This window comes from Gymnodinialimonas sp. 57CJ19 (genome assembly GCF_038396845.1).
Classification (GTDB): Bacteria; Pseudomonadota; Alphaproteobacteria; order Rhodobacterales; family Rhodobacteraceae; genus Gymnodinialimonas.
This window is the reverse complement of sequence record NZ_CP151587.1, coordinates 715301-741451: the sequence shown is the minus strand read 5'-3', so window position 1 is coordinate 741451 and position 26151 is coordinate 715301. Positions and strand designations below refer to the sequence as shown.

The window sequence follows — 26151 nt, the reverse complement described above, 5'->3', positions numbered from 1 at the left end:
GCGCGTCACTCCACCACCCGCATCGTCAGATTGATCCGCCCGCCGTTGGGCAACAGGGTGGAAGAGCCCGCCCGTATTCTGTCGATCCCGTGAAAATTCAACCGAGCGTCCCCGCCCATTACGGCAACATCCCCGGATTTAAGCCAAATTGACTGCGTTTTTCCGCCGCGCTCGGACCCGCCAACGCGGAAGAGCGCCTCGTCGCCGAGGGATACCGACACGACGGGCATGTCGAAATCCGCCTCGTCCCGGTCCTGATGCAGTCCCATCTTCGCATCGGCATCATAGAAGTTGATCAAACAGCTCTGTGGGTCGCAGGGAACGCCCGACAGGGAACGCCAAATATCCAACGCAATCTGCGGCATAGGGGGCCATTCCTGCCCGTTAGGGTGCTGGCGGGCGTAGCGATATCCGTCGCGACCACTGGTCCAACCAAACGCCCCGGCCGAAGTCATGCGCACCGACATCGCCTTACCGCTACGGGTTTCTGGCCGAAACAGCGGTGCTGCTCGTACGACCCGTCGCACCTGTTCCACCAACTCCGCCTGATCGGCGGCGTTTAAGTGTTCCTGATGCACAACAATTCCACCGACTTCGACGCTCAATGCAGATTCCTCGGATTCCATGAGCCGCTGACGCTTGCAGCCCTAAATTACGCTTCTTATATACCCTCCGAACTCCGGTGGGCGTTAAACTTGCTCGCTACAGTCAATTGTATGGCGGCGCGGGGGCCGCAGCTTAGGCCCCGCTCCCGTCTGTTCGCTTTAGAAAGGGACAACACATGGCTAAAGTCATTGGTATCGACCTCGGTACAACCAACTCCTGCGTAGCTATCATGGATGGCTCGCAACCCCGCGTTATCGAAAACGCTGAAGGTGCCCGTACAACGCCTTCGATCGTCGCCTTCACTGACGACGAACGTCTCGCTGGCCAATCCGCCAAGCGTCAGGCTGTGACGAACCCAGAAAACACGATCTTCGGCGTGAAGCGCCTGATCGGTCGTCGGATCAACGACGAGCATCTGGAAAAAGACAAAAAGAACCTGCCGTTCAAAATTGTTGATGGCGGCAACGGTGACGCATGGGTTGAAGCCAAGGGTGACAAGTACTCTCCTTCGCAGATCTCGGCGTTCATCCTGCAAAAGATGAAAGAGACAGCCGAAAGCTATCTCGGCGAAGACGTGACCCAAGCGGTCATCACCGTGCCTGCGTATTTCAACGACGCTCAGCGCCAAGCCACCAAAGACGCCGGCAAGATTGCTGGTCTGGAAGTGCTGCGGATCATCAACGAACCGACAGCGGCCGCGCTGGCCTATGGCCTCGACAAGAAAGAGACACGCACCATCGCCGTCTATGACCTTGGCGGCGGTACATTCGACGTGACCATTCTGGAAATCGACGACGGCCTGTTTGAAGTTAAATCCACCAACGGTGACACGTTCCTGGGTGGTGAAGACTTTGACATGCGCATCGTGAACTACCTTGCGGAGCAGTTCAAAAAAGAGAACCAGGTTGATCTGACGCAAGACAAGATGGCGCTTCAGCGTCTGAAGGAAGCGGCAGAAAAGGCCAAGATCGAGCTTTCCAGCGCGTCGCAAACTGAAATCAACCAGCCGTTCATCTCGATGGGTGCCAACGGTCAGCCTCTGCACATGGTCATGAAACTGACCCGTGCGAAGCTGGAAAGCCTGGTTTCCGACCTGATCAAAGCCTCCATCAAGCCTTGTGCGGCGGCCTTGAAAGATGCGGGCCTGTCCAAGACCGAGATCGACGAAATCGTTCTGGTTGGCGGCATGACCCGTATGCCTAAGGTGATTGAGGAAGTGACAAACTTCTTCGGGAAAGAGCCCCACAAAGGCGTTAACCCCGATGAGGTTGTGGCCCTTGGTGCCGCGATTCAGGCCGGTGTTCTGCAAGGCGACGTGAAAGACGTTGTTCTGCTGGACGTGACGCCTCTGTCGATGGGTATCGAAACCCTCGGCGGTGTGTTCACACGCCTGATCGACCGCAACACCACGATCCCCACGAAGAAGTCGCAGATCTTCTCGACCGCGGATGACAACCAGAGCGCCGTGACCTTGCGTGTGTTCCAGGGTGAGCGTGAGATGGCCGCCGACAACAAGATCCTCGGCCAGTTCAACCTGGAAGGCATCCCACCCGCACCACGCGGTGTGCCTCAGATCGAAGTGACGTTTGATATCGACGCCAACGGCATCGTATCGGTCGGCGCCAAGGACAAAGGCACCGGGAAAGAGCAGCAGATCACGATCCAGGCGTCCGGCGGTCTGTCGGATGACGACATCGAGAACATGGTGCGCGAAGCCGAAGAGAACGCGGAGGCCGATAAGGACCGTAAGGACCTTGTTGAAACTCGCAACCAGGCCGAAAGCCTTGTGCATTCCACCGAGAAGTCGCTGGAAGAGCATGGCGAGAAGGTCGATCCTTCCACCGTTGAGGCCATTGAACTGGCCCTTAACGCCCTGAAGGAAACGCTGGAAACCGATGATACTGCCAAGATCAAAGGCGGCATTCAGAACGTGACCGAAGCGGCGATGCGTCTGGGTGAAGCGATCTACAAAGCTGAAGCTGAAAAGGCCGAAGCTGCTGAAGATGGCGCCCCTGAAGAGGAAGAGCGCGGCGTTGACGAAGACATCGTTGATGCCGATTTCGAAGACCTCGACGACGACCGCAAGCGCGACTAAGCGCGATAGAACCCATGCAGCCGGGCGGCTTAACCCCGCCCGGCTCGTGTGTTTCCGAAAGGGAAAATCATGGCAAAACGCGATTATTACGAGGTGCTCGGCGTCTCCAAAGGCGCGAGTGCCGATGAGATCAAGAAGGGCTATCGCAAGAAAGCGAAAGAACTTCACCCCGACCGTAACTCTGACAATCCAGAAGCTGAAGCGCAGTTCAAAGAAGCAAATGAAGCCTATGATGTTCTGAAGGATGCCGACAAAAAGGCAGCCTACGATCGCTTTGGCCACTCTGCTTTTGATGGTGGCATGGCGGGCGGTCCGCGGGGCGGCGGCCAAGGGCAAGGCGACTTCGCCTCTGCTTTCTCGGACGTGTTTGAAGATCTCTTCGGTGATTTTATGGGGGGCCAGCGGGGCCGTCCGGGCGGCGCGCGCACTCAGGCGACGCGTGGCTCTGACCTGCGCTATAACCTCTCGATCTCTTTGGAGGATGCCTTTCACGGTCTCACCAAAACGATCACCGTGCCGTCTTCGGTACCGTGTGAGTCCTGTGATGGCACCGGGTCCGAGGCGGGCGCAGAACCCACCGGATGCCCCACGTGTTCGGGGATGGGTAAGGTTCGCGCGCAACAGGGCTTCTTCACCGTTGAACGCACCTGCCCAACCTGTTCCGGTCTGGGTCAGATCATCAAGAACCCCTGCCGCACCTGTGGTGGCGCGGGCCGTCAGGAAAAAGACCGCGCCCTTAGCGTGAACATTCCTGCGGGCGTTGAAACCGGCACGCGCATTCGTCTGTCCGGCGAAGGCGAAGCAGGTCTGCGCGGCGGTCCGACCGGTGATCTTTACATCTTCATCGAGGTGCAGGAACACGCGTTGTTCCAGCGCGATGGTCTGGACCTGTTCTGCCGCGTCCCGGTCTCCATGGCCTCGGCCGCATTGGGCGGAGAGATCGAAGTGCCAAGCATCGATGGCGGCCGGTCCCGTGTGCGCGTGCCCGAAGGCTCGCAATCGGGTCGCCAAATGCGCCTGCGTGGCAAGGGTATGCCCGCGCTGCGCGGCCCCGGTGTGGGTGAGATGTATATCGAGCTGATGGTCGAGACCCCGGTGAACCTGACCGGAGATCAGCGGGAATTGTTGAAACAGTTTGAAGAGAGCTGCAAAAAGACCAACAACCCGAACGCCACGGGCTTCTTCGACAAGGTGAAGAAGTTCTGGGACACGATCAAAGAATGATCGACCAGGCATTGCGCCTTCTCTAACCACTCATCAAAGGCCCTCGGATTGCTCCGGGGGCCTTTTCTTCGCAGTGGTCCTATTTTTGTGAGAAGATGTGGCGTCAGGTCCGCCCGATCTCACAGGCCGCCATGACCGCCATGTTCAGAATGTCATTGGCTGTGCTGACCGTGGAGGCGATCTGAACCGGCCGATCGAGACCCGTCAGGATCGGCCCGATCACCGTGGCACCCGCCATTTCCTGCATCAGCTTCACACTGATCGACGCCGAGTGCCGCGCGGGAACCACCAGCACGTTGGCAGGGCCGCTCAGGCGCTGGAACGGATACTGCGCCATCACCGCCGGGTTCAACGCCACGTCTACGGTCATCTCTCCGTCATATTCGAAATCGACGCCCTTCTCGTCCAGCACTGCCGGCGCACGGTGCATCTTTTCGGCCCGCTCGGACACCGGGTATCCGAAGGTAGAGAAGCTAACGAAGGCGACCCTCGGCTCCAGCCCCAGCCCCCTGGCCACCTGCGCGCCCCGTTCGGCGATCAGGGCCATATCGGTGTCCGATGGCCATTCATGCACCAACGTATCGCCGATCAGAACGATCTTGCCCTTATGCAGCAACGCCGTGACACCAACGGCGCCGTCTTCAGCCTTAGCGTCAAAAACCTTGCCCACCATCTCAAGCGCTTGCGCAGATTTTCGGGTGGCCCCTGTCAGCATCCCGTCGCCGTGCCCGTGAGCCAGCATGAGAGAGGCAAAGACATGGCGATCACGGGCCGCGAGGCGGTGAATATCCGTGCGGTCAAAGCCTTTACGTTGAAGCCGGTCGTAGAGAAAATCCTTGTAGGTTTCCAAATGGCGTGTGTTGGCGGCGTTAACGATTTCCAGCTCTCGCGCCGCATCGCCAAGGCCCACACTTTCCAACTTTTCCTTCACGTCGTTGTCTCGGCCCACAACCAACGCACGGCCCAGCCCTTGGCGTTGATAGGCCACCGCCGCGCGCAGGACGCGAGGATCGTCACCCTCGGCAAAGATCATCCGGGCCTGAGCGTTTCGCGCCCGCGCATAGACGCCTTGGAGGATCGAGGATGTGGGATCCATCCGCGCCTGCAAATCCTTGGCATATCCGTCCAAATCAATGATCGGCCGCCGGGCGGCGCCCGTATCCATGCCCGCCTGCGCAACAGCCGGTGGAATCGTGTAAATTAGCCTTGGGTCAAACGGCGTGGGAATGATGTAGTCGCGCCCAAAGCTGAGCTTACGTCCATAGGCCATCGCCACTTCGTCCGGCACATCTTCCCGAGCCAATTCGGCCAAAGCGTTGGCGCAGGCGATCTTCATCTCGTCGTTGATCGCGCGGGCATGGACATCAAGCGCACCCCGGAACAGGTAGGGAAACCCAAGAACGTTGTTCACCTGGTTCGGGTAATCCGAACGTCCAGTAGCCACAATCGCATCGGCGCGCACCGCGTGGGCCTCTTCTGGCGTAATCTCGGGGTCCGGGTTCGCCATCGCGAAGATCACCGGGTTATCGTTCATCGCCTTGACCATCTCGGGCGTCACAGCACCCTTGGCCGAGACCCCAAGAAACACATCCGCGCCTTCCATCGCCTCTTCCAGCGTGCGCAGTTTCGTGGTGACGGCATGGGCCGATTTCCATTGGTTCATACCATCGGTACGGCCTTGATAAATAACGCCCTTAGTGTCGCAAACGATACAATTTTCTTGCCGAGCACCCATGCTTTTCAACAGCTCGATGCAGGCGATTCCAGCCGCACCCGCCCCATTCAGAACGATCCGGCAATCCTCGATCTTCTTCCCGCTGATATGCAGCGCATTAATCAATCCGGCGGCGCAGATCACCGCGGTTCCGTGCTGGTCGTCGTGGAATACGGGGATGTCCATCAGCTCTTTCAGCTGTTGCTCGATCATGAAGCATTCGGGCGCTTTGATATCCTCCAGGTTGATCCCCCCAAAGGACGGTCCCATCAACTTCACAGCGTTCACGAACTCATCGACGTCCTCGGTGTCGAGCTCAATATCAATGGAGTTTACGTCCGCGAACCGTTTGAAAAGAACCGCTTTCCCTTCCATCACCGGTTTTGAGGCCAGCGCCCCGAGGTTGCCCAACCCCAGCACCGCCGTCCCGTTGGATATCACCGCCACCATGTTGCCTTTGGTGGTGTAATCGTAGGCTGTCTCTGGGTTTTCGGCGATCACCTCACAAGGGACGGCAACACCCGGCGAATAGGCCAAAGACAGGTCGCGTTGCGTCGCCATCGCGGTAGAGGCGTTGATATCAATCTTCCCGGGCTGCGGCCCCAGATGGTAGGCGAGCGCCTCTTCGCGCGTGACTTTTTGTTTATCGGCCATTGGTTTCTCCCTGAACAAGATAACTTAACCGCGCCTCGTCGAATTGGGCAACCGATTGCGCTTCAAACTGCCCCTCGGGTTCGTATAGATTTGCCCGTGGGGAGTGCTGATATGAACGCGCAAGTGACGCCGATGATGGCGCAATATCTGGAGATCAAGGCACAGCATCCCGATGCGTTGCTGTTCTACCGGATGGGCGACTTCTACGAGATGTTCTTCGACGATGCGGTCGCCGCAGCCGAGGCGTTGGACATCGCGTTGACCAAGCGTGGCAAACATAACGGCGACGATATCGCCATGTGTGGCGTCCCCGCCCATTCGTCTGAAAGCTACCTGCTGACGTTGATCCGCAAGGGCTTTCGCGTGGGCATTTGCGAGCAGATGGAAGACCCCGCCACCGCCAAGAAGCGCGGCGGCTCCAAGGCTGTGGTTCGACGTGAAGTCGTGCGCCTTGTCACCCCCGGCACCCTGACAGAAGACACGCTGCTTGACGCACGGAGGCACAATTATCTGGCCGCCTTTGCCGATGTGCGCGGCGAAGGGGCACTGGCGTGGTGCGATATTTCCACCGGTGATTTCCGGGTGATGCGCTGCCCCGCCGTGCGTCTTGGGCCCGAACTGGCGCGACTTTCCCCCAGAGAGGTCCTGGTCTCGGACGGCTTGGACATCGCGCGGCAGGATGCAATCGTAGAACTAGGCGCGGCGGTCACGCCTTTGTCGCCCGGCTCCTTTGACAGCGCCTCCGCTGAAAAGCGCCTGATCGACCTGTTCGGCGTGACCACACTGGAGGGTTTCGGCAGTTTCGCACGGGCCGAGATTTCGGCCATGGGTGCGCTGATTGATTATCTGGAATTGACGCAAAAAGGCGCCCTGCCCTTACTGCGCGCGCCGCGCCAACAGTCGGCGGACCGTTTGTTGCAACTCGATACCGCCACGCGCCGTAATCTGGAGCTGACCCACGCCTTGTCCGGCGGGCGGGCGAATTCGCTTCTGTCTGTCATGGATCGCACCCAAACGGCGGGCGGCGCACGGCTGCTGGAACGCCGCCTGACCGGCCCTTCCACCGATCTGAACGTGATCCGCGAACGCCATGCAGCCGTGGCGTTTTTCGTGACTGACACGCTGGTTAGAGACGATCTGGAGGCCGAACTGCGCCGCATTCCGGACCTTGACCGCGCCCTTTCACGGCTGGCGCTTGACCGGGGCGGCCCCCGCGACTTGTCAGCCATTCGCGACGGGCTTTTGGGGGCAGAGCACCTCTGCGCCAAGATCAGCACCGTGGACCTACCGCCGTTGCTGGCCGAGGCCGCTGCGAAATTGAAGGGACACGATAGCCTCTGCGCTCTGCTAGATGCCGCCCTTGTGGCCGAGCCGCCCGTGCAATTGCGTGACGGCGGGATCATCGCTACCGGCTACCACGCCGAACTGGACGAGGCCCGTACCCTGCGCGATGAGGGGCGTAGCGTGATTGCCACGATGCAGGCCGAATATAGTGAGGCGACGGGCGTGAGCGCCTTGAAAATCAAGCACAACAACGTGCTGGGGTACTTCATTGAGACGACGGCGACCCACGCCGAAAAGATGCTTAACCCGCCGCTGTCTGAACGCTTCATTCATCGCCAGACGACCGCCAACCAAGTGCGCTTCACGACGGTTGAATTGTCCGAGTTGGAAACGAAGATCCTCAATGCTGGCAACCGCGCGTTAGAGATTGAGAAGACCCTGTTCCAATCGCTCCGGGACGCGATCCTGGAAGTGCAGGATCAGATCGGAGAGGCTGCCCGTGGCCTGGCCGAATTGGACCTTGCCGCCGCCCTTGCCCGCCGTGCCCGAGAGGGCGACTGGACCCAGCCCGAAATGACCGAGGATCGCGCCTTCGTGATTGAGGCCGCGCGCCATCCGGTCGTGGAAGCCGCCCTGGCCAAAGACGGTGCCCCTTTCGTGGCAAACGATTGCGACCTCAGCGCCGATACCGGTGCGGCGATCACCCTGCTGACCGGGCCGAACATGGCTGGTAAATCGACGTACCTTCGGCAAAACGCGCTGCTCGCCATTATGGCACAAATCGGCAGCTTCGTGCCGGCCCGACGTGCGAAAATCGGGCTGGTGAGCCAGGTATTCAGCCGCGTCGGCGCGTCCGATGATTTGGCGCGGGGACGCTCTACCTTCATGGTCGAAATGGTGGAAACCGCCACGATCCTGAATCAAGCCGACGACCGCGCTTTGGTGATCCTGGATGAAATTGGGCGCGGCACGGCCACCTATGATGGCCTGTCGATCGCCTGGGCCACGCTGGAGCATTTGCACGAAACCAATGGCTGCCGCGCTTTGTTCGCCACCCACTATCACGAGATGACGTCGCTGGCCGCGAAACTGGACGGGCTGAGCAACGCGACGATGGCCGTGAAGGAATGGGACGGAGAGGTGATCTTCCTCCACGAAGTCAAGGAAGGTGCCGCGGATCGGTCCTACGGGGTGCAGGTCGCCAAATTGGCGGGCTTGCCCGACACCGTCATCGCCCGGGCGCAGATCGTGCTGGACGCGCTGGAAAAAGGTGAACGAGAGGGAGGCGAGCGCAAAGCCGTCATCGACGATTTGCCCCTGTTCGCCATGATGCCGGCCCCGGCGCCCAAGCCTTCGACCCCAAGCGAGGTCGAAGAAAAACTACGCGCCGTACATCCCGATGAGATGACGGCGCGTGAGGCATTGAATTTGCTCTATGAGCTAAAGGCCCAAATAAGCGATTAGGCCTTAGCTCGCAGGCGTAGAGGACACGCCAACCTGCGCCGGACGCAAAAGACGGTCGTGGAGCAAAAAGCCCTCGGTCATCACTTGGATGATGTCGCCCGCTTTGGTGCCGGGAACGGGGGCTTCAAACATCGCCTCATGTTCCTGCGCGTTGAAGCGATCGCCGACTTCGGGCACCACGGGCACGATGCCGTGCTTTCCAAAGATGGTGATCAGCTCTCTCATGGTCAGCTCGACCCCTTCCACCAAGCCGCTGGCGGCTTCGCGGGTTGCATCATCGGCCGCGTCCAATGCGCGGCGCATGTTGTCGTAGACAGGCAGCAAATCGCGCGACAGCTTGGAGCCGCCATATTGCTCGGCCTCACGACGGTCACGGTCGGCACGCTTGCGCATGTTCTCCGCTTCGGCCATCGCCCGCAACATGCGGTCACGCAGTTCGTCACGCTCGGCCTCCAGGCCCGCGATCACTTCATCCACGCCAGATGTATCCTCGGTCGCCAAAGAAACCTCAGCAGGTTCGTGGTCGTCCGCGTGTTCATCTTCAAAGAATTCGTCTTCTCTCTCGCCCATATTACCCTCTTGGTACTGGCCGCTCAGGACCGGTCGGAAATTAGCCGTCCAACCAGCTGCGCTGTGTAATCTACAATCGGAACGATGCGCCCGTAGTTCAACCGGGTGGGCCCTATGACCCCGACAGCTCCGACGATCTTTCGATCAGAGTTCATATAGGGAGAGACCACCAGAGAGGAACCCGAAAGTGAGAACAACTTGTTCTCTGAGCCAATGAAAATGCGCACACCGTCGCCGTCTTCGGTCAATTCAAGGAATTCGGTGATGTCCCGCTTGCGTTCAAGGTCATCAAAGAGCTGTCTGATGCGGTCCAGATCCTCGGATTCCTGAGTGTCGGACAACAGATTCGAACGCCCCCGCACGATCAGTCGAGCGGAATTGTCACCCGTGCCGTCCCATACCGCGAGCCCCGAATCGATCAGGCCGGACGCCAAATCATCAATCTCGCGGCGGCGGGTTTCGATATCGGCCTCTAGCTGGGTACGGATGGAGCTGACGGTTTGCCCCTCGATCCGCGCATTCAGGAAATTCGCGGCTTCCCGCATGGCGCTTTGGGTCATGCCAGCGGGCGGGGTGAAAATACGGTTCTCCACATGACCATCCGAGAACACCAACACGACCAGAGATTGCGTGGCGGACAGGGTCACAAACTCGATGTGCTGAATGGGCGCTTCGCGCTTGGGCGTCAGCACAAGGCTGGCCCCGTGGGTGGCGGACGACAGGGCAGAACCGACCCTATCCAGCAGGCCAGAGACGTCCGAGGCATTGTCCCCCAAGGTATCATCCAGCGCTTGCTTATCGTCTTTCGACAGATCGCCGACCTCCAGAAACCCATCCACGAACATGCGCAGCCCCTGCTGCGTTGGCAAACGCCCGGCCGAGGTATGAGGGCTGTCGAGCAGACCCATATACTCAAGATCCTGCATCGTGTTGCGGATCGTGGCGGCTGAGACCTTTTCGGTCAGGGTGCGCGTCAGCGTGCGCGACCCTACAGGGGCGCCGGTTTCCAAATATCCCTCTACCACACGGCGAAACACCTCGCGCGAGCGATCGTTAAGGTCTTCAAGCATTTTGCCTTGGTCCGTCATAAAGCGATACCGTCACGTTGTTGGCAGGTTCTGGGCCTTCGGGGTTGCGAAATGACACTGCGCCGGACTATCCCGATGGCAACAGTATCAGGAGATATTTATGCGTCCTTCCGGCCGAAACCTAGATGAAATGCGCGACATTTCCATCGAGACCGACGTAACCCGCCACGCGGAAGGGTCATGCATGATCCGTTGCGGCGATACGCACGTGTTGTGCACCGCCACGCTCGAGGCCCGCGTGCCGCCGTTCCTGAAGAATTCCGGCCTCGGCTGGGTCACGGCGGAATACGGCATGTTGCCCCGCGCGACGCACACCCGGATGCGACGCGAGTCCGCAGCTGGCAAGCAATCTGGCCGGACCCAAGAAATCCAACGCTTGATCGGACGGTCTTTGCGCGCGGGAATTGATCGCTCGGCCCTCGGCGAACGCCAGATTACTGTGGATTGCGACGTGATCCAAGCCGACGGCGGCACGCGCTGCGCCTCCATCACCGGCGGTTGGGTTGCTTTGCGGTTGGCCGTGAACAAGCTGTTGAAATCCGGCGAGCTTGTAACCGACCCGATTATCGACCACATCGCGGCGGTTTCCTGTGGCATCTACGCGGGCCAGCCCGTTCTGGACCTTGATTATCCAGAGGATTCCGAGGCGGGAACCGACGGCAACTTCATCATGACCGGCGCGGGCCAGGTTGTGGAATTGCAGGCCAGCGCAGAAGGCGCGACGTTCTCTCGTGATGAGTTCAACGCGCTCTATGGCTTGGCTGAAAAGGGCATCGCAGAGCTGGTGAAAGCCCAGGCGGCGGCGACGTCCTGATGCGGCGGTTTTCCGGTGATCGGCTGCTGATCGCGACCCATAATCAGGGCAAACTTGAAGAGATGCGGCATCTGCTGGAGCCTTTTGGCATCCAGGTGACGGGTGCCGCCGATCACGATCTGCCTGAACCGGAAGAAACCGAGACAACCTTTGTGGGCAACGCTCGGATCAAGGCGCATGCCGCGGCGCAGGCCACCGGATTGCCTGCGCTTAGCGACGATAGCGGGATCGAGATCGACGCCTTGGGTGGCGCCCCCGGCGTTTACACCGCCGATTGGGCGGAAACCCCCGACGGGCGCGACTTCGTCATGGCGATGGAGCGGACCCGTCGTGAGTTGGAGGCAGTTGACGCCCCCGCCCCCCACACCGCGCGGTTCTGCTGCACGCTGGTCTTGGCATGGCCCGACGGTCACGACGAGGTCTTCCCCGGTGTGATGGAGGGCCAAGTCGTTTGGCCCATGCGCGGGGAAGAAGGGCACGGGTACGATCCGATCTTCCAGCCCGAAGGCTATGACATCACGTTCGGCGAGATGGACCGGTGGGAAAAGAACAAGATCAGCCACCGCGCCAAGGCCGTTGCGCAATTGGTGAAGATCTTTGGAGACGCCTGATTGGCAGCAGGGGGGCTTTGGGCTCTATATTCACTGGCCTTTCTGCGAGGCGAAGTGTCCCTATTGCGACTTTAACAGCCATATTTCCGCGAAGATCGACCAAAGCGCATGGTTGCGCGCCTACCTGAGCGAAATCGAGCGTGTGGGGGCTGAGTTGCCGGGGCGCACCCTTGGGAGCGTGTTCTTTGGGGGTGGTACGCCATCCTTGATGGATCCGAGCAGCGTTGCGGCCATTATCGAGACTGTTCGGCGGGTTTGGCCCGTTTCCAATGATCTGGAAGTGACGCTGGAAGCGAACCCTTCTTCCGTTGAAGCCGGTCGGTTCGCGGGCTATCGCGATGCGGGCGTGAACCGGGTCTCCATGGGAATACAGGCGCTGAATGACGCCGATTTGCGGCGTTTGGGGCGGCTCCACTCCGTGAAAGAGGCTTATGCCGCTGTCGACGTGGCCCGCAATGCATTTGAGAGGGTGAGTTTCGACCTGATCTATGCGCGCCAAGAACAAAGTCTTGATGATTGGCGGGCAGAGCTTGCGCAGGCCTTGGACTTCGCGGCCGATCATTTGTCGCTCTACCAACTGACGATTGAGCCCGGAACCGCATTCGGGGCGCGTCATGCAAAGGGTGGGTTGAGAGGGCTTCCGGGCGAAGATTTGAGCGCGGATATGTATGATCTGACGCAGGATTTATGCGGCGCGGCGGGGCTTCCAGCCTATGAGATCTCAAACCACGCAGCCGATTTCGGCCAATCTCGGCACAATTTGGTTTATTGGAGAGCTGGGGACTATGCCGGCGTCGGGCCCGGAGCCCATGGCCGCATCACTTTGGAGGGGCGCCGGTTTGCCACGGAAACCCACCTGCAACCGCAGAAATGGTTGGACGCTGTATCTATCGCAGGAACCGGTGAGAGTTTGCGCGCCGAAGTGAGCAAGCGAGAGCAGGCAGAAGAGTATTTGATGATGTCCCTCAGGTTGGCGGAGGGGTCGGACATGGCTCGGTTCTCGGTGCTGAATGGCGATCCGATCGCGCGCGAGAAGATCAGAGAACTGGTGGGTTTGGGCTTAGTCGAGCAAAACGGAACTCGGCTGATCGCGACGGCGTCCGGACGGCCCGTTTTGAACGGTGTCTTGAGGGCGCTTCTAGCGTAGTGCCTAGTTCGTATTCAACAGACGCAGTAGATCATCCAGTTGCTGTAAATCTTTGTATTTAATGGACAATTTACCACCACCCGCATCTGTATCATGGTCAATCACGACACCCATGCCGAGAATTCTGGAAAGGTCGCTTTCTAGAATTCGGGTATCAGCGTCCTTCGTCTTCTTTTGAGACTTCGACTTGGATGTTGTGCCCTTTGGTGGGGCCTTTGCGGCTTTCTCGACGTCTCGGACGGACAGGCCTTCTTTCGCCGCACGGCGGGCCAGGGTGAGCGGATCGTCGGCAGTAATGAGGGCCCTCGCATGTCCGGGGGACAATTGACCGTCTTGCAGCATGGTTTGAATTTCGTCGGGCAGTTGAAGCAGGCGCATCGTATTGGCCAGATGGCTGCGGCTTTTGCCCATCGCGGTCGCCAACTGCTCCTGCGTATGGCCGAATTTTTCCATCAATTGACGATAACCTTGCGCTTCTTCGACGGCATTTAGGTCCGCACGCTGAATATTCTCGATAATTGCGACTTCGAGGACTTCTGTGTCGTCGAGCTCACGCACAATTGCCGGGAGATTGTGCACTTGCGCGATCTGAGAGGCACGCCAGCGACGTTCCCCGGCAACGATTTGGAAGCGGGATTGGTCGACAGGATCAGGGCGCAGGATCAGGGGTTGAATAATGCCCTTCTCGCGGATGGATGCTGCGAGTTCTTCAAGCGCTGATTGCGAAAACTTGCGACGCGGCTGATCAGGGTTTGGGCTGATCTGTTCTACCGGAACAAGACGCTCACCACGGTGTGCGCCACCGGGTTGTTCGCCGGAAGATGCCGCAGCTGTGTTTGGTTCGATATCTGCCATCAGGGCAGAAAGGCCCCGACCAAGGCCGCGTTTGTCTGAACCTCGGGCCATTATGTCGTCTCCGTTCTTGGGGTACCGCGTTCGACAAGCTCGCTCGCGAGATCAATGTAAGCCAATGCACCCTTGGATGTAGGGTCGTAAGCGATGACCGGCAACGCGAAAGACGGCGCTTCGCTGAGCCGCACGTTGCGCGGAATCATCGTTTTAAACACAAGATCGCCGAGGTTTGATCGGGCGTCATCTTCGACCTGGCGACTCAAACGGTTCCGAGCATCATGCATAGTCAGGACGATGCCATCAATCCGAAGCGACGGGTTTGCGGTTTCGCGGACCTCGCGGACCGTTAGCATGAGTTGAGAAAGACCTTCGAGCGCAAAGAACTCTGCCTGAAGCGGCACCAAGATGGAGTTAGAGGCCACCAGCGCGTTCAACGTCAGGAGGCTAAGGGAGGGAGGGCAATCAATCAGGACGAAATCGTAACCAGTGTTGGACTGCCGTAGGGCGTCTTTCAAAAGGAACACCCGATTGTCGCGTTGGCCAAGCTCCACATCTGTAGAACTGAGGTCCGTCGTAGCGGGAGCAATCGAGAGGTTTTCAATTTCCGTAGGTTGAGCGACATCCTCTAACGCAGCGCCGTCGATCAGGATGTCGTAGGTGGTTCGGGCGCGCTTAAAGGCGTCGATCCCCAAGCCAGTCGAGGCATTCCCTTGAGGGTCGAGGTCAATAATCAGAACCGAAAGCCCTGCTTGTGCAAGCGCCGCCGCAAGATTGATGGCCGTAGTTGTTTTGCCCACCCCACCCTTCTGATTCGTGATCGAAATTACCCGCATACTGCTTCTTTTCTTAACTTTGGGGTGAAAACCGAAGAACCACTGCGTCGGGGTCGGTCTTGCTTGCGATAGCTTCTACCTTGGATTGCCAATCTTGTGGGATGGATTCAAGCTCGGACTTGTAGGAACTTCCTTTGGGGAAAAGAAGACAGGTGGAAGGCGTCATATGCGGCGAAGCGTGCTTGATAAGGGCGGCCAGGTTGCTGAGGGCGCGGGCCGAGATCACATCTGCCGATTGCCTTGGGATGCCTTCAATGCGCCGGGTAAGGATGTTGACCCTCACGTCCATTTTACGGGCGGCCTCTCGCATGAAGCCACATTTGCGGATATCGCTCTCCACAAGGGTCACTTTAAGGTTAGGACGCGTCTCTTTTGCCATGGCTGCGACAATTAAGCCAGGGAATCCGCCCCCCGATCCCAAGTCCAGCCAATTGCTGGCGTCAACGGGCGCCAGTTCAAAAATCTGCGCAGAATCAACGAAGTGCCGCTCCCAAGCCGTCTGCAGCGTAGATGGGGCAACGAGATTGATGGTTTTCTGCCATTGCAGCAGGAGCTCATGGAAAATGTTCAGACGCTCCATTGTTTCACGTGAAACAATGCTCGCCATGTATTGCTGTGCCTCGTCGTCAGTCATGCTGAAAGTCGGCCGAGTTGGTGGAGTTTTGTAAGAATTAGCGCCAAGGCTGCTGGGGTCATCCCATCAATACGCCCTGCCTGCGCCAACGATTTAGGTCGAACCCGCAACAACTTTGTGCGCAGCTCATTGGAAAGGCCTATAACGGCGTTGTAAGGAAAATCTGCTGGAATGGTTTTATCTTCATCCCGCTTTAGCGCTTCGGCGTCCCTGTTTTGCCGGTCGATATAGACCGCGTAAGTGGCTTCGATCTCTAGTTGAGAGGAGATATCAACGTCCAACGCCGAAAGCTTGGGCTCCAATCTGCACAGATCGTCCATGGTGACTTTAGGATAGGCCAGAAGCTCCATTCCATTGCGTCGCCTACCATCCTGGTTGACGTTCATGCCCGCCGAAACAGCCTGCATTGGAGTGATCTGCATCGACAAAAGAGACGATTTGGCTTTGGAGAGGGCATCCATCTTCGCGGCATAGCGGAACGTTCGGTCTTCCGACAATATACCAAGTTCGGCCGCCATGGGTGTGAGCCGCTGATCCGCGTTGTCAGCCCGAAGCGAAAGACGATATTCCGCCCGAGATGTGAACATGCGATACGGCTCCGATACGCCTCGCGTTACAAGATCGTCAATGAGCACGCCAATGTAAGAGTTGCGTCGGCTGAAGTGGATAGAAGGACGATCCGTGGCCCGGAACGCCGCGTTCAAGCCCGCTACCAGGCCCTGTGCCGCTGCTTCTTCATATCCCGTGGTGCCATTAATTTGGCCCGCTAGAAACAGACCGGGATGATCTTGAAGCTCTAACTGGTCATTCAGACAGGTCGGATCTATGTAGTCATACTCAATTGCATAGCCCGGCTGCAGCACCTCTGCTTTTTCTAACCCCTTGATAGAATGCACATAATCCAGTTGAACCTCGACAGGGAGAGATGTCGAAATGCCGTTTGGATAAATCACGTCAGTCGTCAGGCCTTCCGGCTCCAAGAAGATCTGATGCGAGGTTTTTTCCGCAAAACGGACGATCTTATCTTCGATCGATGGGCAATATCGTGGGCCGACGCCTTCGATATGACCGCCATACATGGCGGATCGCTCCAGGTTCTTTTCGATGATCTCGTGGGTGCGTTCGTTGGTATGGGTAATGCCACATGCAACCTGGCGCGCCTGCACTTGCGTCGTCAGAAAGGAAAAGAACGCGGGGTTATCGTCAGCGGGTTGAGTTTCCAGCTCGCTCCAATCAATTGACTTGGCCGACAAGCGAGGCGGCGTGCCGGTCTTCAACCGTCCCAGCGGTAGCGCCATTCCGGCAAGGCGCTCGGCCAATTTGATTGCCGGATTTGCGCCGAAACGGCCACCGGACTGCGTCTGGTCACCTATATGGATAACCCCGCGCAAAAACGTGCCGGTCGTGAGAACAACGGAGCTGGCCAGCAACTCCTGACCGTTCGTCATAATCACACCGGCGATTCGCCCGTTTCGCTCAACAAGATCGGAAACCTCGCCTTCAATCACATCAAGACGATCGACTCTGCCCATGTGGGCTTGGATTGCGGTCTTGTAGAGCTCTCGGTCAGATTGAGTCCGTGGCCCCTGTACCGCGGCACCCTTCTTCCGATTCAACAGCCGATACTGGATCCCCGAAGCGTCCGCTGCACGGCCCATAACGCCACCAAGCGCGTCGATCTCTCGGACCAGGTGCCCTTTGCCAAGTCCACCGATTGCGGGATTGCAGGACATCACGCCAAGATCATCCCGGCGCAAGGTAATCAACGCAGTACGCGCGCCTGCCCGACAGGCAGCATCCGCCGCCTCCACACCAGCGTGGCCACCGCCGACAACGACAACATCAAAGTTCGGATGTTTCACGTGAAACACTCCTATTTCCCGATACAGAACCGAGAGAAAATTTCACCCAAGAGGTTCTCTACATCAACCCGCCCGATCACTGAGTCAAGCGATCGCAGGGCATCTCGGGTATGTTCAGCGGCAAGTTCCAGCTCACCCGTCACCTCAAGGACCTCTCGCGCTGCCGCCAAAGCATCACACGCACGCGCGATCCCCCCCCGTTGTCGTTCTGTTATCACGGAACGCACGGTGCTCATCCGGTCTGAAAGAACACATTCAACATCCTCAATTAATCCCGCAATCCCCGCACCCGTCACGCCGGATATGCCAACGCCATTATTCAGGTCACTTTTTGCCGCATATCGAAAGTCGATCAACACTTCCAAAGCGTCTACGGGTTCCCAGTCATCGGTTTCCAGAAGTATCCGAAGATCAGCATCCATTGCCCGAGCAATAGCCCGCTCGACACCTATTCTCTCAACCGTATCATCCGTATCCCGCAATCCAGCAGTGTCCAGGAACGTCACAGGAAGCCCATTGATATCCAACCGCGCCTCAAGCACGTCACGCGTTGTCCCCGCCACGTCGGATGTGATCGCAACATCCCGGCCAGCCAACGCATTCAAAAGCGTGGATTTTCCCGCGTTGGGGGCCCCAAGAATAGCAACCTCGAAGCCATCCCTCAGGCGCTCTGCCACCACTGTTCCCACGATCTCCGCATTGAAATCGTCCATTAGGCCGCTCAAAAGGTCCAAAACCTCTGGCACAACGTCAACCGGAACATCTTCGTCCACAAAATCAATTGACACTTCCAGCAACGCGGCGATGCGTATCAACGTGTTCCGCCAGCTTTCAGCGTTTTCGGACAACCCGCCCTCAAAACTTGCCTGCGCCACTTTACGTTGTGCTTCGGTCTCGGCGTCGATTAACCGCCCGAGGCCCTCCACCTGGGTCAGATCCAGCGTGTCGTTCAAAAGCGCTCTTTGGGTGAATTCCCCGGCTTCGGCCAGACGTGCCATTCCGGTTGCTTGAATCGCAGCTTCAACGGCGCGCACGACGGCAACGCTCCCGTGCAGCTGCAACTCAATGATATCTTCTCCGGTAAAACTGGCGGGGCCCTTGAAAGCCAGAACAAGCCCTTGATCCAGAACCTCACCCGCCTTCGACAAGACCTTTCGCAACACGAAACGCCCCGCCTCTGGTAAGTCTCCCACCAGCTTTCGCCCCACATCGAAGGCGTCAGGACCCGAGATCCTGATAACCGCAACACCCGCTTTCCCCCGGGCCGTTGCCAGAGCGAAAATCGTCTGCATCCCGGTTCCTTAGGTGTTCATAGAGTCAAAGAACTCTGAGTTGGTCTTCGTCTGCTTCAACTTGGAAATCAGGAACTCGATCGCATCCGTCGTCCCCATCGGGTTCAGAATACGTCGCAGAACAAATGTCTTCTGCAAGTCGCCCTTGTCGACCAACAGGTCTTCCTTCCGTGTCCCGGATTTAAGGATATCCATCGCCGGATACACGCGTTTGTCTGCAATCTTGCGATCCAGGACGATTTCGCTGTTACCGGTGCCTTTGAATTCCTCGAAAATGACCTCGTCCATCCGGCTGCCGGTATCGATCAGCGCGGTCGCGATGATCGTCAACGAGCCACCCTCTTCAATATTCCGCGCCGCACCGAAGAAACGCTTAGGGCGTTGTAGAGCGTTGGCATCCACACCACCTGTCAGAACCTTACCGGACGATGGCACAACCGTGTTGAACGCGCGACCCAGTCGCGTGATCGAATCGAGCAAGATCACAACGTCCCGCTTGTGCTCTACCAGGCGCTTGGCCTTCTCAATCACCATCTCAGACACGGCAACATGGCGCGTTGCAGGCTCATCAAAGGTCGAGGAAATCACTTCCCCCTTCACCGAGCGTTGCATGTCCGTCACCTCTTCCGGCCGCTCGTCGATCAGCAAAACGATCAAATAGCATTCGGGGTGATTGGTCTCGATCGAATGGGCGATATTCTGCAACAAAACCGTCTTACCGGTCCGCGGCGGGGCCACGATCAAGCTCCGCTGACCCTTGCCGATCGGAGACACCAAATCAATGATCCGCGCAGAGCGGTCTTTGATCGTTGGGTCTTCGATCTCCATATTCATCCGCTCGTCCGGATAAAGCGGCGTCAGGTTATCAAACGCAACCTTGTGCTTCGCCTTCTCTGGCTCTTCAAAGTTGATCTGAGTGACGTTCACCAAGCAGAAATAGCGCTCGTTCTCTTTCGGCGCTGACATGACACCTTCAACGGTATCACCGGTACGCAGCGAGTGCTGGCGGATCATGTCTGGCGACACATAGATATCATCAGGACCAGCCAGGTAGTTTGCCTCGGGGCTCCGCAAGAAACCAAAACCATCCTGCAACACTTCCAACACACCGTCGCCGGAAATCTCCCAACCTTCTTCCGCGCGTTCGCGGAGGATCTCGAACATCATATCCCCCTTCCGCATGGTAGAGGCGTTCTCGATCTCAAGTTCTTCTGCCATGGGCAAAAGATCTTTAGCGGCTTTCGCTTTCAGGTCAGCAAGACGAAGCGTTTCAACTGTCATGGAAATTTCCAACGTGCACGTGTCTTGGCGCTAACGCCTAAACACTCGTGTCTTCTATGTAAGATGCCGTAGCCCCGGACGGGGTACGAGACTGGAGATAGGTTCATCTCTCAGCTCTGTCAACTCAGCCTCTCTCGGCCCCCTAACTATAATAAAGAAAGAAAAAGAAGTTTTCTTGTAGTTGGTAGTAGGACCGTTAGCATCTCGAAAAACTCACTTCTACGCAGGTTACTCACAAGTCTCGCCCTCAAGCGGGGCTTATGGACAAATTGGGTGTGAGTAAGCCGTATACAGGTTTAAGCGTTATTTATCAGGTATTTACGTATAACACCGAAACTGAAAAAGAGTGGAAATTCCTGTGGATATATGTGAGTAAGCAGTTCTTCTTGGGTTTATCCCAGCGCAGGTACTCCCCGGGCAAAAGCCTTTGGCCTTTTCCTCAGAACTCGGGCAGTTTGGGGAAAGTCTGAAAAACTCGCTGGCTTACGAACACATCCTCCCAACTTGATCCCAAAGAATTCCAAAGAATTATCCACAACATGTCGCGCCTCATTCTCGCCTCCGCCTCCAGTTCACGGCAGTCCATGCTCCAAAATGCGGGCATTTCCTTCGAATCAGTGCCCGTTCGCATCGACGAAGACGCCATCCGCCGTTCCCTGGTGGCGGAAGGCGCCTCCCCCCGCGATATTGCTGATGCCTTGGCGGAGTTCAAAGCCCGAAAGGGGGCCGAGAAACGGCCAGAAGACATCGTGCTGGGATCAGACCAAATCCTTGCACTAAAAGGAAAAATCTTTTCCAAGCCTGCGGACAAGGACGAGGCAGCCGACCATCTTCGCGCCCTTTCTGGCCAGACCCATCACCTCTATTCGGCCGCGGTCATTTATGAAGCGGCGAAACCCGTCTGGCGCACCGTAGGATCTGCGCGGCTATCCATGCACAGCCTTTCCGATGCCGAGATTGACGCCTACCTTGATAGAGCCTGGCCCGACGTGTCGGGCTGCGTCGGCGCCTATCAGGCCGAAGCTTTGGGCGGGCAACTCTTTTCCCGAATTGACGGAGATTGGTTTTCCGTCCTCGGCCTCCCCCTGTTACAGTTGATATCTTACCTTCGGACGCGTGGGATGCTTACCTCATGACAAAAGAAACGATCCCCCTCGCCGGCGTGATCGGTGATCCAATCGCCCACTCCCTGTCGCCGCGCCTGCACGGCCACTGGCTGAAGCGCTATGATTTGCAGGGGCACTACATCCCCTTGCACGTGAATCATGTCGATCTTCCTGATGTTCTTCGGACCCTACCCCGCATGGGGTTTGTCGGTGTGAACGTCACCCTGCCCCATAAAGAGTTGGTGCTTTCCCTTGCCGATAGCGTGACAGACCGCGCCGCCTTGATCGGTGCTGCAAACACGCTGACCTTCACGGCAAACGGGAAAATACAGGCCGATAACACGGACGGCATGGGGTTCGTATCGAACATCCGCCAGACCTTGCCGAGTTGGTCCGCCGCTGATGGTCCAGCATTGGTATTGGGCTCAGGCGGCGCGGCGAAGGCCATCGTGTCGGCGCTGGTGTCGGACGGCGCCCCTGTCGTCCACGTAGCCAACCGCACCCGTGCCCGAGCAGACGCACTGAAAGATCAGTTCGGGGCCCGCGTGTCCCCCCAGGATTGGACAAGCATCCCCGACCTCATCGGCGATGCCGCCCTGATCGTGAATACAACGTCGTTGGGAATGTCGGGCCAAGCACCGCTGACCCTTGATCTGTCACGCCTGTCCCCGGCCACGGTGGTGAACGATATTGTCTACACTCCGCTCGAGACGGATCTGTTGAAAGAGGCAGCGGCCCGGGGCTGCACGACCGTCGATGGGCTTGGCATGCTGCTCCATCAGGCGGTACCGGGGTTTGAGCGTTGGTTCAGCTACACACCGATGGTTGATGATGAGCTTCGTCAGGCAGTTTTGCAGGGATGAGTATTGCTCTTGGGTTAACCGGTTCGATCGGGATGGGCAAAAGCACCACCGCCAAGATGTTCCGCGATCTTGGCGTGCCGGTATGGGATGCCGACGCGACCGTTCATAAGCTCTATGGCGTGGGCGGCGCGGCGGTGGAACCCATAGCGGCGCTACTGCCCAATGCCATCGTGGACGGCGCCGTTGATCGCGGTATTCTTCGCGCCGAGATCGCAAAAGATTCGACCCTATTGCAGCGGTTAGAGACGGTTGTTCACCCCCTGGTGGGTGAGGATCGCGCAGCTTTTCGGGCGCAACACGTCGATGCCCCCCTGATCGTGTTCGATATCCCGCTTCTGTTTGAAACCGGGGGGGATGCGCAATGCGATGCCACGTTGGTTGTCACCACCAGCCCGCAGGAACAGCGCCGCCGGGTGCTGGCCCGTGGCACGAGTGAGGAAACCCTGAACGATCTGTTTTCCCGGCAAATGCCTGATGCGCAGAAACGGGACCGAGCCACCTACGTGATTCACACGGATACGCTGGACGGAACCCGGGAAGACGTGGCACATCTGGTTTCGCAACTGACCCAAGGCACATGATTGATGCGTGAGATCGTCCTCGATACGGAAACCACCGGCCTGAACCCCTATGACAACCCGCGTCATCGGATTGTCGAGATCGGGGCCGTTGAGGTGTTCAACCAGGTCGCGACCGGCAAGACCTATCACCAGTATATCCAGCCCGAACGCGACATGCCGAAAGAGGCGTTTGAAGTGCACGGCATTGGCGAAGATTTCCTTGCCGACAAGCCCCTATTCGCCGCAATTGCACAGGATTTTCTGGACTTCGTGGGCGACTCTCAAATGGTCATTCACAACGCTGAATTCGACATGCGTTTCCTGAATGCCGAGCTTGAGTGGGCGGGAAAACCGACGCTGCCCAACAGCCAAGCGCTTGATACGCTGAAGATCGCCCGCAAGAAGTTTCCCGGCTCGCCCGCGTCTCTGGATGCGCTGTGTCGTCGGTTCGGGATTGATAACTCGGCCCGCGAAAAACACGGCGCGTTGCTCGACTCCGAGATCCTAGCGGATGTGTATCTAGAGCTGACAGGCGGCAAGCAGCCCGATTTTGGCCTGTCGCAGACCAAGTCCAACACAGCACAGCAGCAGCAGGATGACAATTGGCGTCCAAAGCCGCGCCCCAACGCCCTGCCGTCGCGTTTGACGGATGAAGAAAAGGCCGCTCACGCGGCCTTTGTCGAAGCACTGGGAAAAGACACGATCTGGTCGCGTCTTTCCTGATCTTGGCTAGGGCTTACGCCGTACCTTGGGGCTGCTGCGCCTGGCGCGCGGCAAGCTGCTGGCGGTAAAGCGCCACGAAATCAATCTGGTCAAGGTTCAGCGGTGGATAGCCACCGTCACGCGACACGTCCGAGATGATGCGGCGCACGAAAGGGAACAGCATCCGAGGGCATTCGATCATCAAGAATGGGTGCAATTGCTGCTCGGCAATGTTTTCGATCAAAAAGACGCCGCCATACTCAAGCTCGATCAGGAAAATCGCTTTGGGCTCATCTTCCTTGGTCTTGCTTTCGACCTTCAGCTTCATGATGACGTCGTACTGATTTTCCGTCGTCCGCTTGCGGGCGTCCAGCGCCACCTGCACCTGAATGTCGGGCTGGCCTTGGGCCACAACGCCGTTCTGCACAGCTGCATTTTCAAACGACAGATCGCGGATGAATTGGCCCAGGATTTGCATCTTGGGAAGTTGCGCGGCAGGTTCAGCTGCTGCGCCTGCGGTTGCGTCGCCGTTAGCAGAGGCGTCGGACATAGGGTCTCTCCTTCATTCGAGGTCGGAGGTGCTTTAACAGGCCCGTCGCCCGGCCTCAATCCCTGCGCCAGCCCGAGGGCCCCGAGGGGCGCTCGGGATCATCGGCGGTAAAGGTGCCTTCGATGATCGTCTCATCCTGAGGCTGCCAGCCTCGGTCCGTGCGTACTGTCTGCACATTCACCCGTTCCTTGATCCGTTTCAGAACGAAACGGCGGAACGCGGGCACCAGAAGCGCGAAACCAAGGGCATCAGTAAAGAAGCCCGGCGTTAGCAAAAGCGCGCCGGAAAACAGGATCATTGCGCCGTGGGCCAAAGGCTCGGTCGGGTCGCGGAGGTCGTTGAAACTGTTCTGCAACTGCGCAAGGGCCTGCGCCCCCTGGCTTTTGACCAGAGCGGTCCCGGCGATGGCCGTCAGCAACACAATCGCCAGGGTCGGCCAAAGGCCAAGCCAGCCACCGACTTGGATGAACAGACCAATCTCAATCAGCGGAACCGCGATGAATACAAAAAACAGCCACATTTTCTTAACGCCTCTTCAGCCTTCACGCGGCCTTATCGCCGCAAACCGTGTAAACCGCACCCATGCATCTTGGCGCAATGGACTTGATCCCACCCCTGCCCTACATATGTGCCTGAAGATCAATATTTTAACCCACACACCCAATCGAGGCGACATGAACTCCTCCCTTTTGTCCTTGTTGGTGCTGGCTGGCATCGCAGTTTTTCTGATTTTGCGCCTACGTTCTGTGTTGGGCTCTCGGGATGGGTTTGAAAAACCGCCCGCCCCTGCTGGCACCCGTGTCCGGCGAGAGTTCGAGGTCATTGAAGGTGGCCCGGACGAAGATATTACCGATCACGTTGAAGACGGCACCGATAGCGCCAAAGCACTGGCCGCCATGAAGATGGCAGAGCCGGGCTTTCGCGTTGGTGAATTCCTGGGCGGCGCACGGCAAGCCTATGAGATGATCCTGATGGCCTTTGAACGCGGCGACGTGGAGGGCCTGCGCCCGTTCCTTGCCCCCGATGTGCTGGAGACCTTTGAACAAGTCATCAACCAGCGCAACGAACAAGGTCTGAAGATCGAGGCAGAGTTCATTGGCGTGCGCGAAATCAACTTGCAACGCGCCACCTTTGACCGGGCCACCAGTGTTGGCGAAATCACCGTGCGTTTTGTGGGCGAGCTGACAAGCGTTGTGCGCAACGCCGAAGGGGAGATCATTGAAGGCGACAGCACGGCCATCAAACGTCAGCGCGATGTGTGGACGTTCGCCCGCACTATGGGGTCCGATGATCCGAACTGGGCCTTGGTGGCCACCGACGGATGACCGATGAGACGGCTCGCAAGTGTCATTGCCTTTCTGATGATGGCGAGCGTCGCCGTGGCGGATGAGCCTGTGCAGCTTCTTGATTTCGACGACCTGAATGGATGGGCCACGGACGATCACGCCGCGGCCCTTTCGGTTTTCCGAAACACCTGTATGGATCTTGAAGGCTCCGATTGGGCGGCGCTGTGCAATGTGGCGGAAACCGCCCCTGATGCCCGCACTTTCTTCGAGCTGTTTTTTCGCCCCGTCTTGATTGGCGGCGAAGGCCCGGCGCTATTCACGGGTTATTACGAGCCGGAACTCAGCGGATCACGCACCCGCACCAGCCGCTACCGCTTCCCGGTCTACCGCATGCCGCCCGAGGTCACGGGCCAATGGCTGTCGCGTGAGCAGATCGAGGATACCCGCGTGTTGGAAGGCCGAGGGCTGGAGATCGCCTGGGTCGACGACCCGGTAGAGCTGTTCTTTCTGCAAATCCAAGGTTCTGGCAGGATAAGCCTTGCGGGCGGCGGCGCCATTCGGGTGGGCTATGGCGGACGCAATGGCCATGAATACCGCTCCATCGGGCGGGAACTTGTGCGGCGCGGCGTGTACCAGCCCCATCAGGTCAGCGCACAGGTGATCCAATCCTGGGTGCGCCGAAATCCGTCACAGGGGCGCGACCTGTTGCACCATAATCCCAGCTACGTGTTCTTCAGAGAGGTCGATATCACCGACCCGAACCTTGGCCCCCTCGGGGCGATGAACCGCAACATTACGCCCCATCGCTCTATCGCTGTGGACCCGGATTATACCCCCCTCGGCGCCCCCGTCTGGATCGAGAAAGAGGGTAACGGCCCGATCAACCGCCTGATGATTGCCCAAGATACCGGCGGCGCCATCCAAGGCGCGCAGCGTGCGGATATCTTTTTTGGCTATGGGGATGAGGCCGGTGAAGCCGCAGGCGTGATCCGTGACCCCGGACGCATGATGGTGCTTTTGCCGATCGAGCGGGCGCACCAGTTAATCCCGGACGCTTAA

The 26151-nt window shown here is 58.3% G+C and carries 24 protein-coding genes; 12 read left to right on the top strand and 12 right to left on the bottom strand.

The genetic code is table 11. The features are described 5' to 3' along the window. Positions 1 to 5 precede the first annotated feature (5 nt). On the bottom strand, positions 6 to 626 hold the full coding sequence (locus AADW23_RS03690) for an alpha-ketoglutarate-dependent dioxygenase AlkB (protein WP_341863181.1): 621 nt from the start codon (positions 624 to 626) through the stop codon (positions 6 to 8). A gap of 155 nt (positions 627 to 781) precedes the next feature. On the opposite strand from AADW23_RS03690, the gene dnaK reads away from it, so the two are divergent. Beyond that, positions 782 to 2701, top strand: coding sequence for a molecular chaperone DnaK (gene dnaK / locus AADW23_RS03685; protein WP_341863180.1), 1920 nt, complete (start codon positions 782 to 784; stop codon positions 2699 to 2701). A 69-nt stretch (positions 2702 to 2770) separates the two neighbouring features. After that, the gene (gene dnaJ, locus AADW23_RS03680) at positions 2771 to 3925 is read left to right on the top strand and encodes a molecular chaperone DnaJ (RefSeq protein WP_341863179.1); all 1155 of its coding nucleotides are present in this window, start codon (positions 2771 to 2773) and stop codon (positions 3923 to 3925) included. A gap of 103 nt (positions 3926 to 4028) precedes the next feature. Here dnaJ and AADW23_RS03675 read toward each other — a convergent pair whose 3' ends face one another. Continuing rightward, on the bottom strand, positions 4029 to 6293 hold the full coding sequence (locus AADW23_RS03675; protein ID WP_341863178.1) for an NADP-dependent malic enzyme: 2265 nt from the start codon (positions 6291 to 6293) through the stop codon (positions 4029 to 4031). Between the two features lie 111 nt (positions 6294 to 6404). Between AADW23_RS03675 and mutS the strand changes: the two genes are divergently transcribed. Beyond that, positions 6405 to 9041, top strand: coding sequence for a DNA mismatch repair protein MutS (mutS, locus tag AADW23_RS03670; RefSeq protein ID WP_341863177.1), 2637 nt, complete (start codon positions 6405 to 6407; stop codon positions 9039 to 9041). 3 nt (positions 9042 to 9044) lie between these two features. Here the strand turns inward: mutS and AADW23_RS03665 are convergent, their stop codons facing one another. Then, positions 9045 to 9611: a nucleotide exchange factor GrpE gene (locus AADW23_RS03665; protein WP_341863176.1), complete on the bottom strand. Its 567-nt coding sequence runs from the start codon at positions 9609 to 9611 to the stop codon at positions 9045 to 9047. A 23-nt stretch (positions 9612 to 9634) separates the two neighbouring features. Beyond that, entirely contained in the window at positions 9635 to 10699 is a 1065-nt protein-coding gene (gene hrcA / locus AADW23_RS03660) for a heat-inducible transcriptional repressor HrcA (protein ID WP_341863175.1), read from the bottom strand. Positions 10700 to 10799: 100 nt separating this feature from the next. Between hrcA and rph the strand changes: the two genes are divergently transcribed. From rph to hemW, 3 genes are read left to right on the top strand one after another with little or no spacing between them, the layout of a single operon-like run. Next, positions 10800 to 11513, top strand: coding sequence for a ribonuclease PH (rph, locus tag AADW23_RS03655; RefSeq protein ID WP_341863174.1), 714 nt, complete (start codon positions 10800 to 10802; stop codon positions 11511 to 11513). Next, entirely contained in the window at positions 11513 to 12124 is a 612-nt protein-coding gene (gene rdgB / locus AADW23_RS03650) for an RdgB/HAM1 family non-canonical purine NTP pyrophosphatase (protein WP_341863173.1), read from the top strand. Before rph ends, rdgB begins: the two co-directional genes overlap by 1 nt. Then, on the top strand, positions 12111 to 13271 hold the full coding sequence (gene hemW / locus AADW23_RS03645) for a radical SAM family heme chaperone HemW (RefSeq protein WP_341863172.1): 1161 nt from the start codon (positions 12111 to 12113) through the stop codon (positions 13269 to 13271). The genes rdgB and hemW overlap by 14 nt, the downstream gene beginning before the upstream one ends. A gap of 3 nt (positions 13272 to 13274) precedes the next feature. Here the strand turns inward: hemW and AADW23_RS03640 are convergent, their stop codons facing one another. From AADW23_RS03640 to rho, 6 genes are read right to left on the bottom strand one after another with little or no spacing between them, the layout of a single operon-like run. Further along, on the bottom strand, positions 13275 to 14177 hold the full coding sequence (locus AADW23_RS03640; protein ID WP_341863171.1) for a ParB/RepB/Spo0J family partition protein: 903 nt from the start codon (positions 14175 to 14177) through the stop codon (positions 13275 to 13277). Beyond that, the gene (locus tag AADW23_RS03635; RefSeq protein ID WP_341863170.1) at positions 14177 to 14956 is read right to left on the bottom strand and encodes an AAA family ATPase; all 780 of its coding nucleotides are present in this window, start codon (positions 14954 to 14956) and stop codon (positions 14177 to 14179) included. Before AADW23_RS03635 ends, AADW23_RS03640 begins: the two co-directional genes overlap by 1 nt. A gap of 13 nt (positions 14957 to 14969) precedes the next feature. Beyond that, positions 14970 to 15590: a 16S rRNA (guanine(527)-N(7))-methyltransferase RsmG gene (gene rsmG / locus AADW23_RS03630; RefSeq protein ID WP_341863169.1), complete on the bottom strand. Its 621-nt coding sequence runs from the start codon at positions 15588 to 15590 to the stop codon at positions 14970 to 14972. Next, complete coding sequence (gene mnmG / locus AADW23_RS03625) at positions 15587 to 17461, bottom strand: tRNA uridine-5-carboxymethylaminomethyl(34) synthesis enzyme MnmG (protein WP_341863168.1); 1875 nt, start codon at positions 17459 to 17461, stop codon at positions 15587 to 15589. Before mnmG ends, rsmG begins: the two co-directional genes overlap by 4 nt. 2 nt (positions 17462 to 17463) lie before the next feature. Next, positions 17464 to 18744 (bottom strand): tRNA uridine-5-carboxymethylaminomethyl(34) synthesis GTPase MnmE, encoded by a 1281-nt coding sequence (gene mnmE, locus AADW23_RS03620; protein ID WP_341863167.1) that lies wholly within the window; start codon positions 18742 to 18744, stop codon positions 17464 to 17466. Between the two features lie 9 nt (positions 18745 to 18753). After that, positions 18754 to 20025 (bottom strand): transcription termination factor Rho, encoded by a 1272-nt coding sequence (rho, locus tag AADW23_RS03615; RefSeq protein ID WP_341863166.1) that lies wholly within the window; start codon positions 20023 to 20025, stop codon positions 18754 to 18756. 539 nt (positions 20026 to 20564) lie between these two features. Here rho and AADW23_RS03610 point away from each other — a divergent pair. Genes AADW23_RS03610 through dnaQ form a run of 4 tightly spaced genes read left to right on the top strand, consistent with a single transcriptional unit; the run spans position 20565 to position 23277 of the window. After that, positions 20565 to 21161 (top strand): nucleoside triphosphate pyrophosphatase, encoded by a 597-nt coding sequence (locus tag AADW23_RS03610; RefSeq protein WP_341863165.1) that lies wholly within the window; start codon positions 20565 to 20567, stop codon positions 21159 to 21161. Beyond that, positions 21158 to 21994 (top strand): shikimate dehydrogenase, encoded by an 837-nt coding sequence (locus AADW23_RS03605; protein WP_341863164.1) that lies wholly within the window; start codon positions 21158 to 21160, stop codon positions 21992 to 21994. The genes AADW23_RS03610 and AADW23_RS03605 overlap by 4 nt, the downstream gene beginning before the upstream one ends. Then, positions 21991 to 22575, top strand: a complete 585-nt coding sequence (gene coaE, locus AADW23_RS03600) for a dephospho-CoA kinase (RefSeq protein ID WP_341863163.1) — start codon at positions 21991 to 21993, stop codon at positions 22573 to 22575. The genes AADW23_RS03605 and coaE overlap by 4 nt, the downstream gene beginning before the upstream one ends. Positions 22576 to 22578: 3 nt before the next feature. Beyond that, positions 22579 to 23277, top strand: coding sequence for a DNA polymerase III subunit epsilon (gene dnaQ, locus AADW23_RS03595; RefSeq protein WP_341863162.1), 699 nt, complete (start codon positions 22579 to 22581; stop codon positions 23275 to 23277). Positions 23278 to 23290: 13 nt separating this feature from the next. On the opposite strand, the gene secB is transcribed toward dnaQ, so the two are convergent. Next, a complete protein-coding gene (gene secB / locus AADW23_RS03590; RefSeq protein WP_341863161.1) occupies positions 23291 to 23806 on the bottom strand; it encodes a protein-export chaperone SecB in 516 nt (171 codons plus the stop codon). Between the two features lie 55 nt (positions 23807 to 23861). Continuing rightward, complete coding sequence (locus AADW23_RS03585) at positions 23862 to 24326, bottom strand: FxsA family protein (RefSeq protein ID WP_341863160.1); 465 nt, start codon at positions 24324 to 24326, stop codon at positions 23862 to 23864. A gap of 154 nt (positions 24327 to 24480) precedes the next feature. Here AADW23_RS03585 and AADW23_RS03580 point away from each other — a divergent pair, with 154 nt between their 5' ends. Together AADW23_RS03580 and AADW23_RS03575 are read left to right on the top strand one after the other, a co-directional pair. Beyond that, entirely contained in the window at positions 24481 to 25131 is a 651-nt protein-coding gene (locus AADW23_RS03580; RefSeq protein ID WP_341863159.1) for a Tim44/TimA family putative adaptor protein, read from the top strand. Between the two features lie 3 nt (positions 25132 to 25134). Further along, positions 25135 to 26151 carry an MltA domain-containing protein gene (locus AADW23_RS03575; RefSeq protein WP_341863158.1) on the top strand — a complete coding sequence of 339 codons (1017 nt, stop codon included), beginning with the start codon at positions 25135 to 25137 and terminating at the stop codon, positions 26149 to 26151.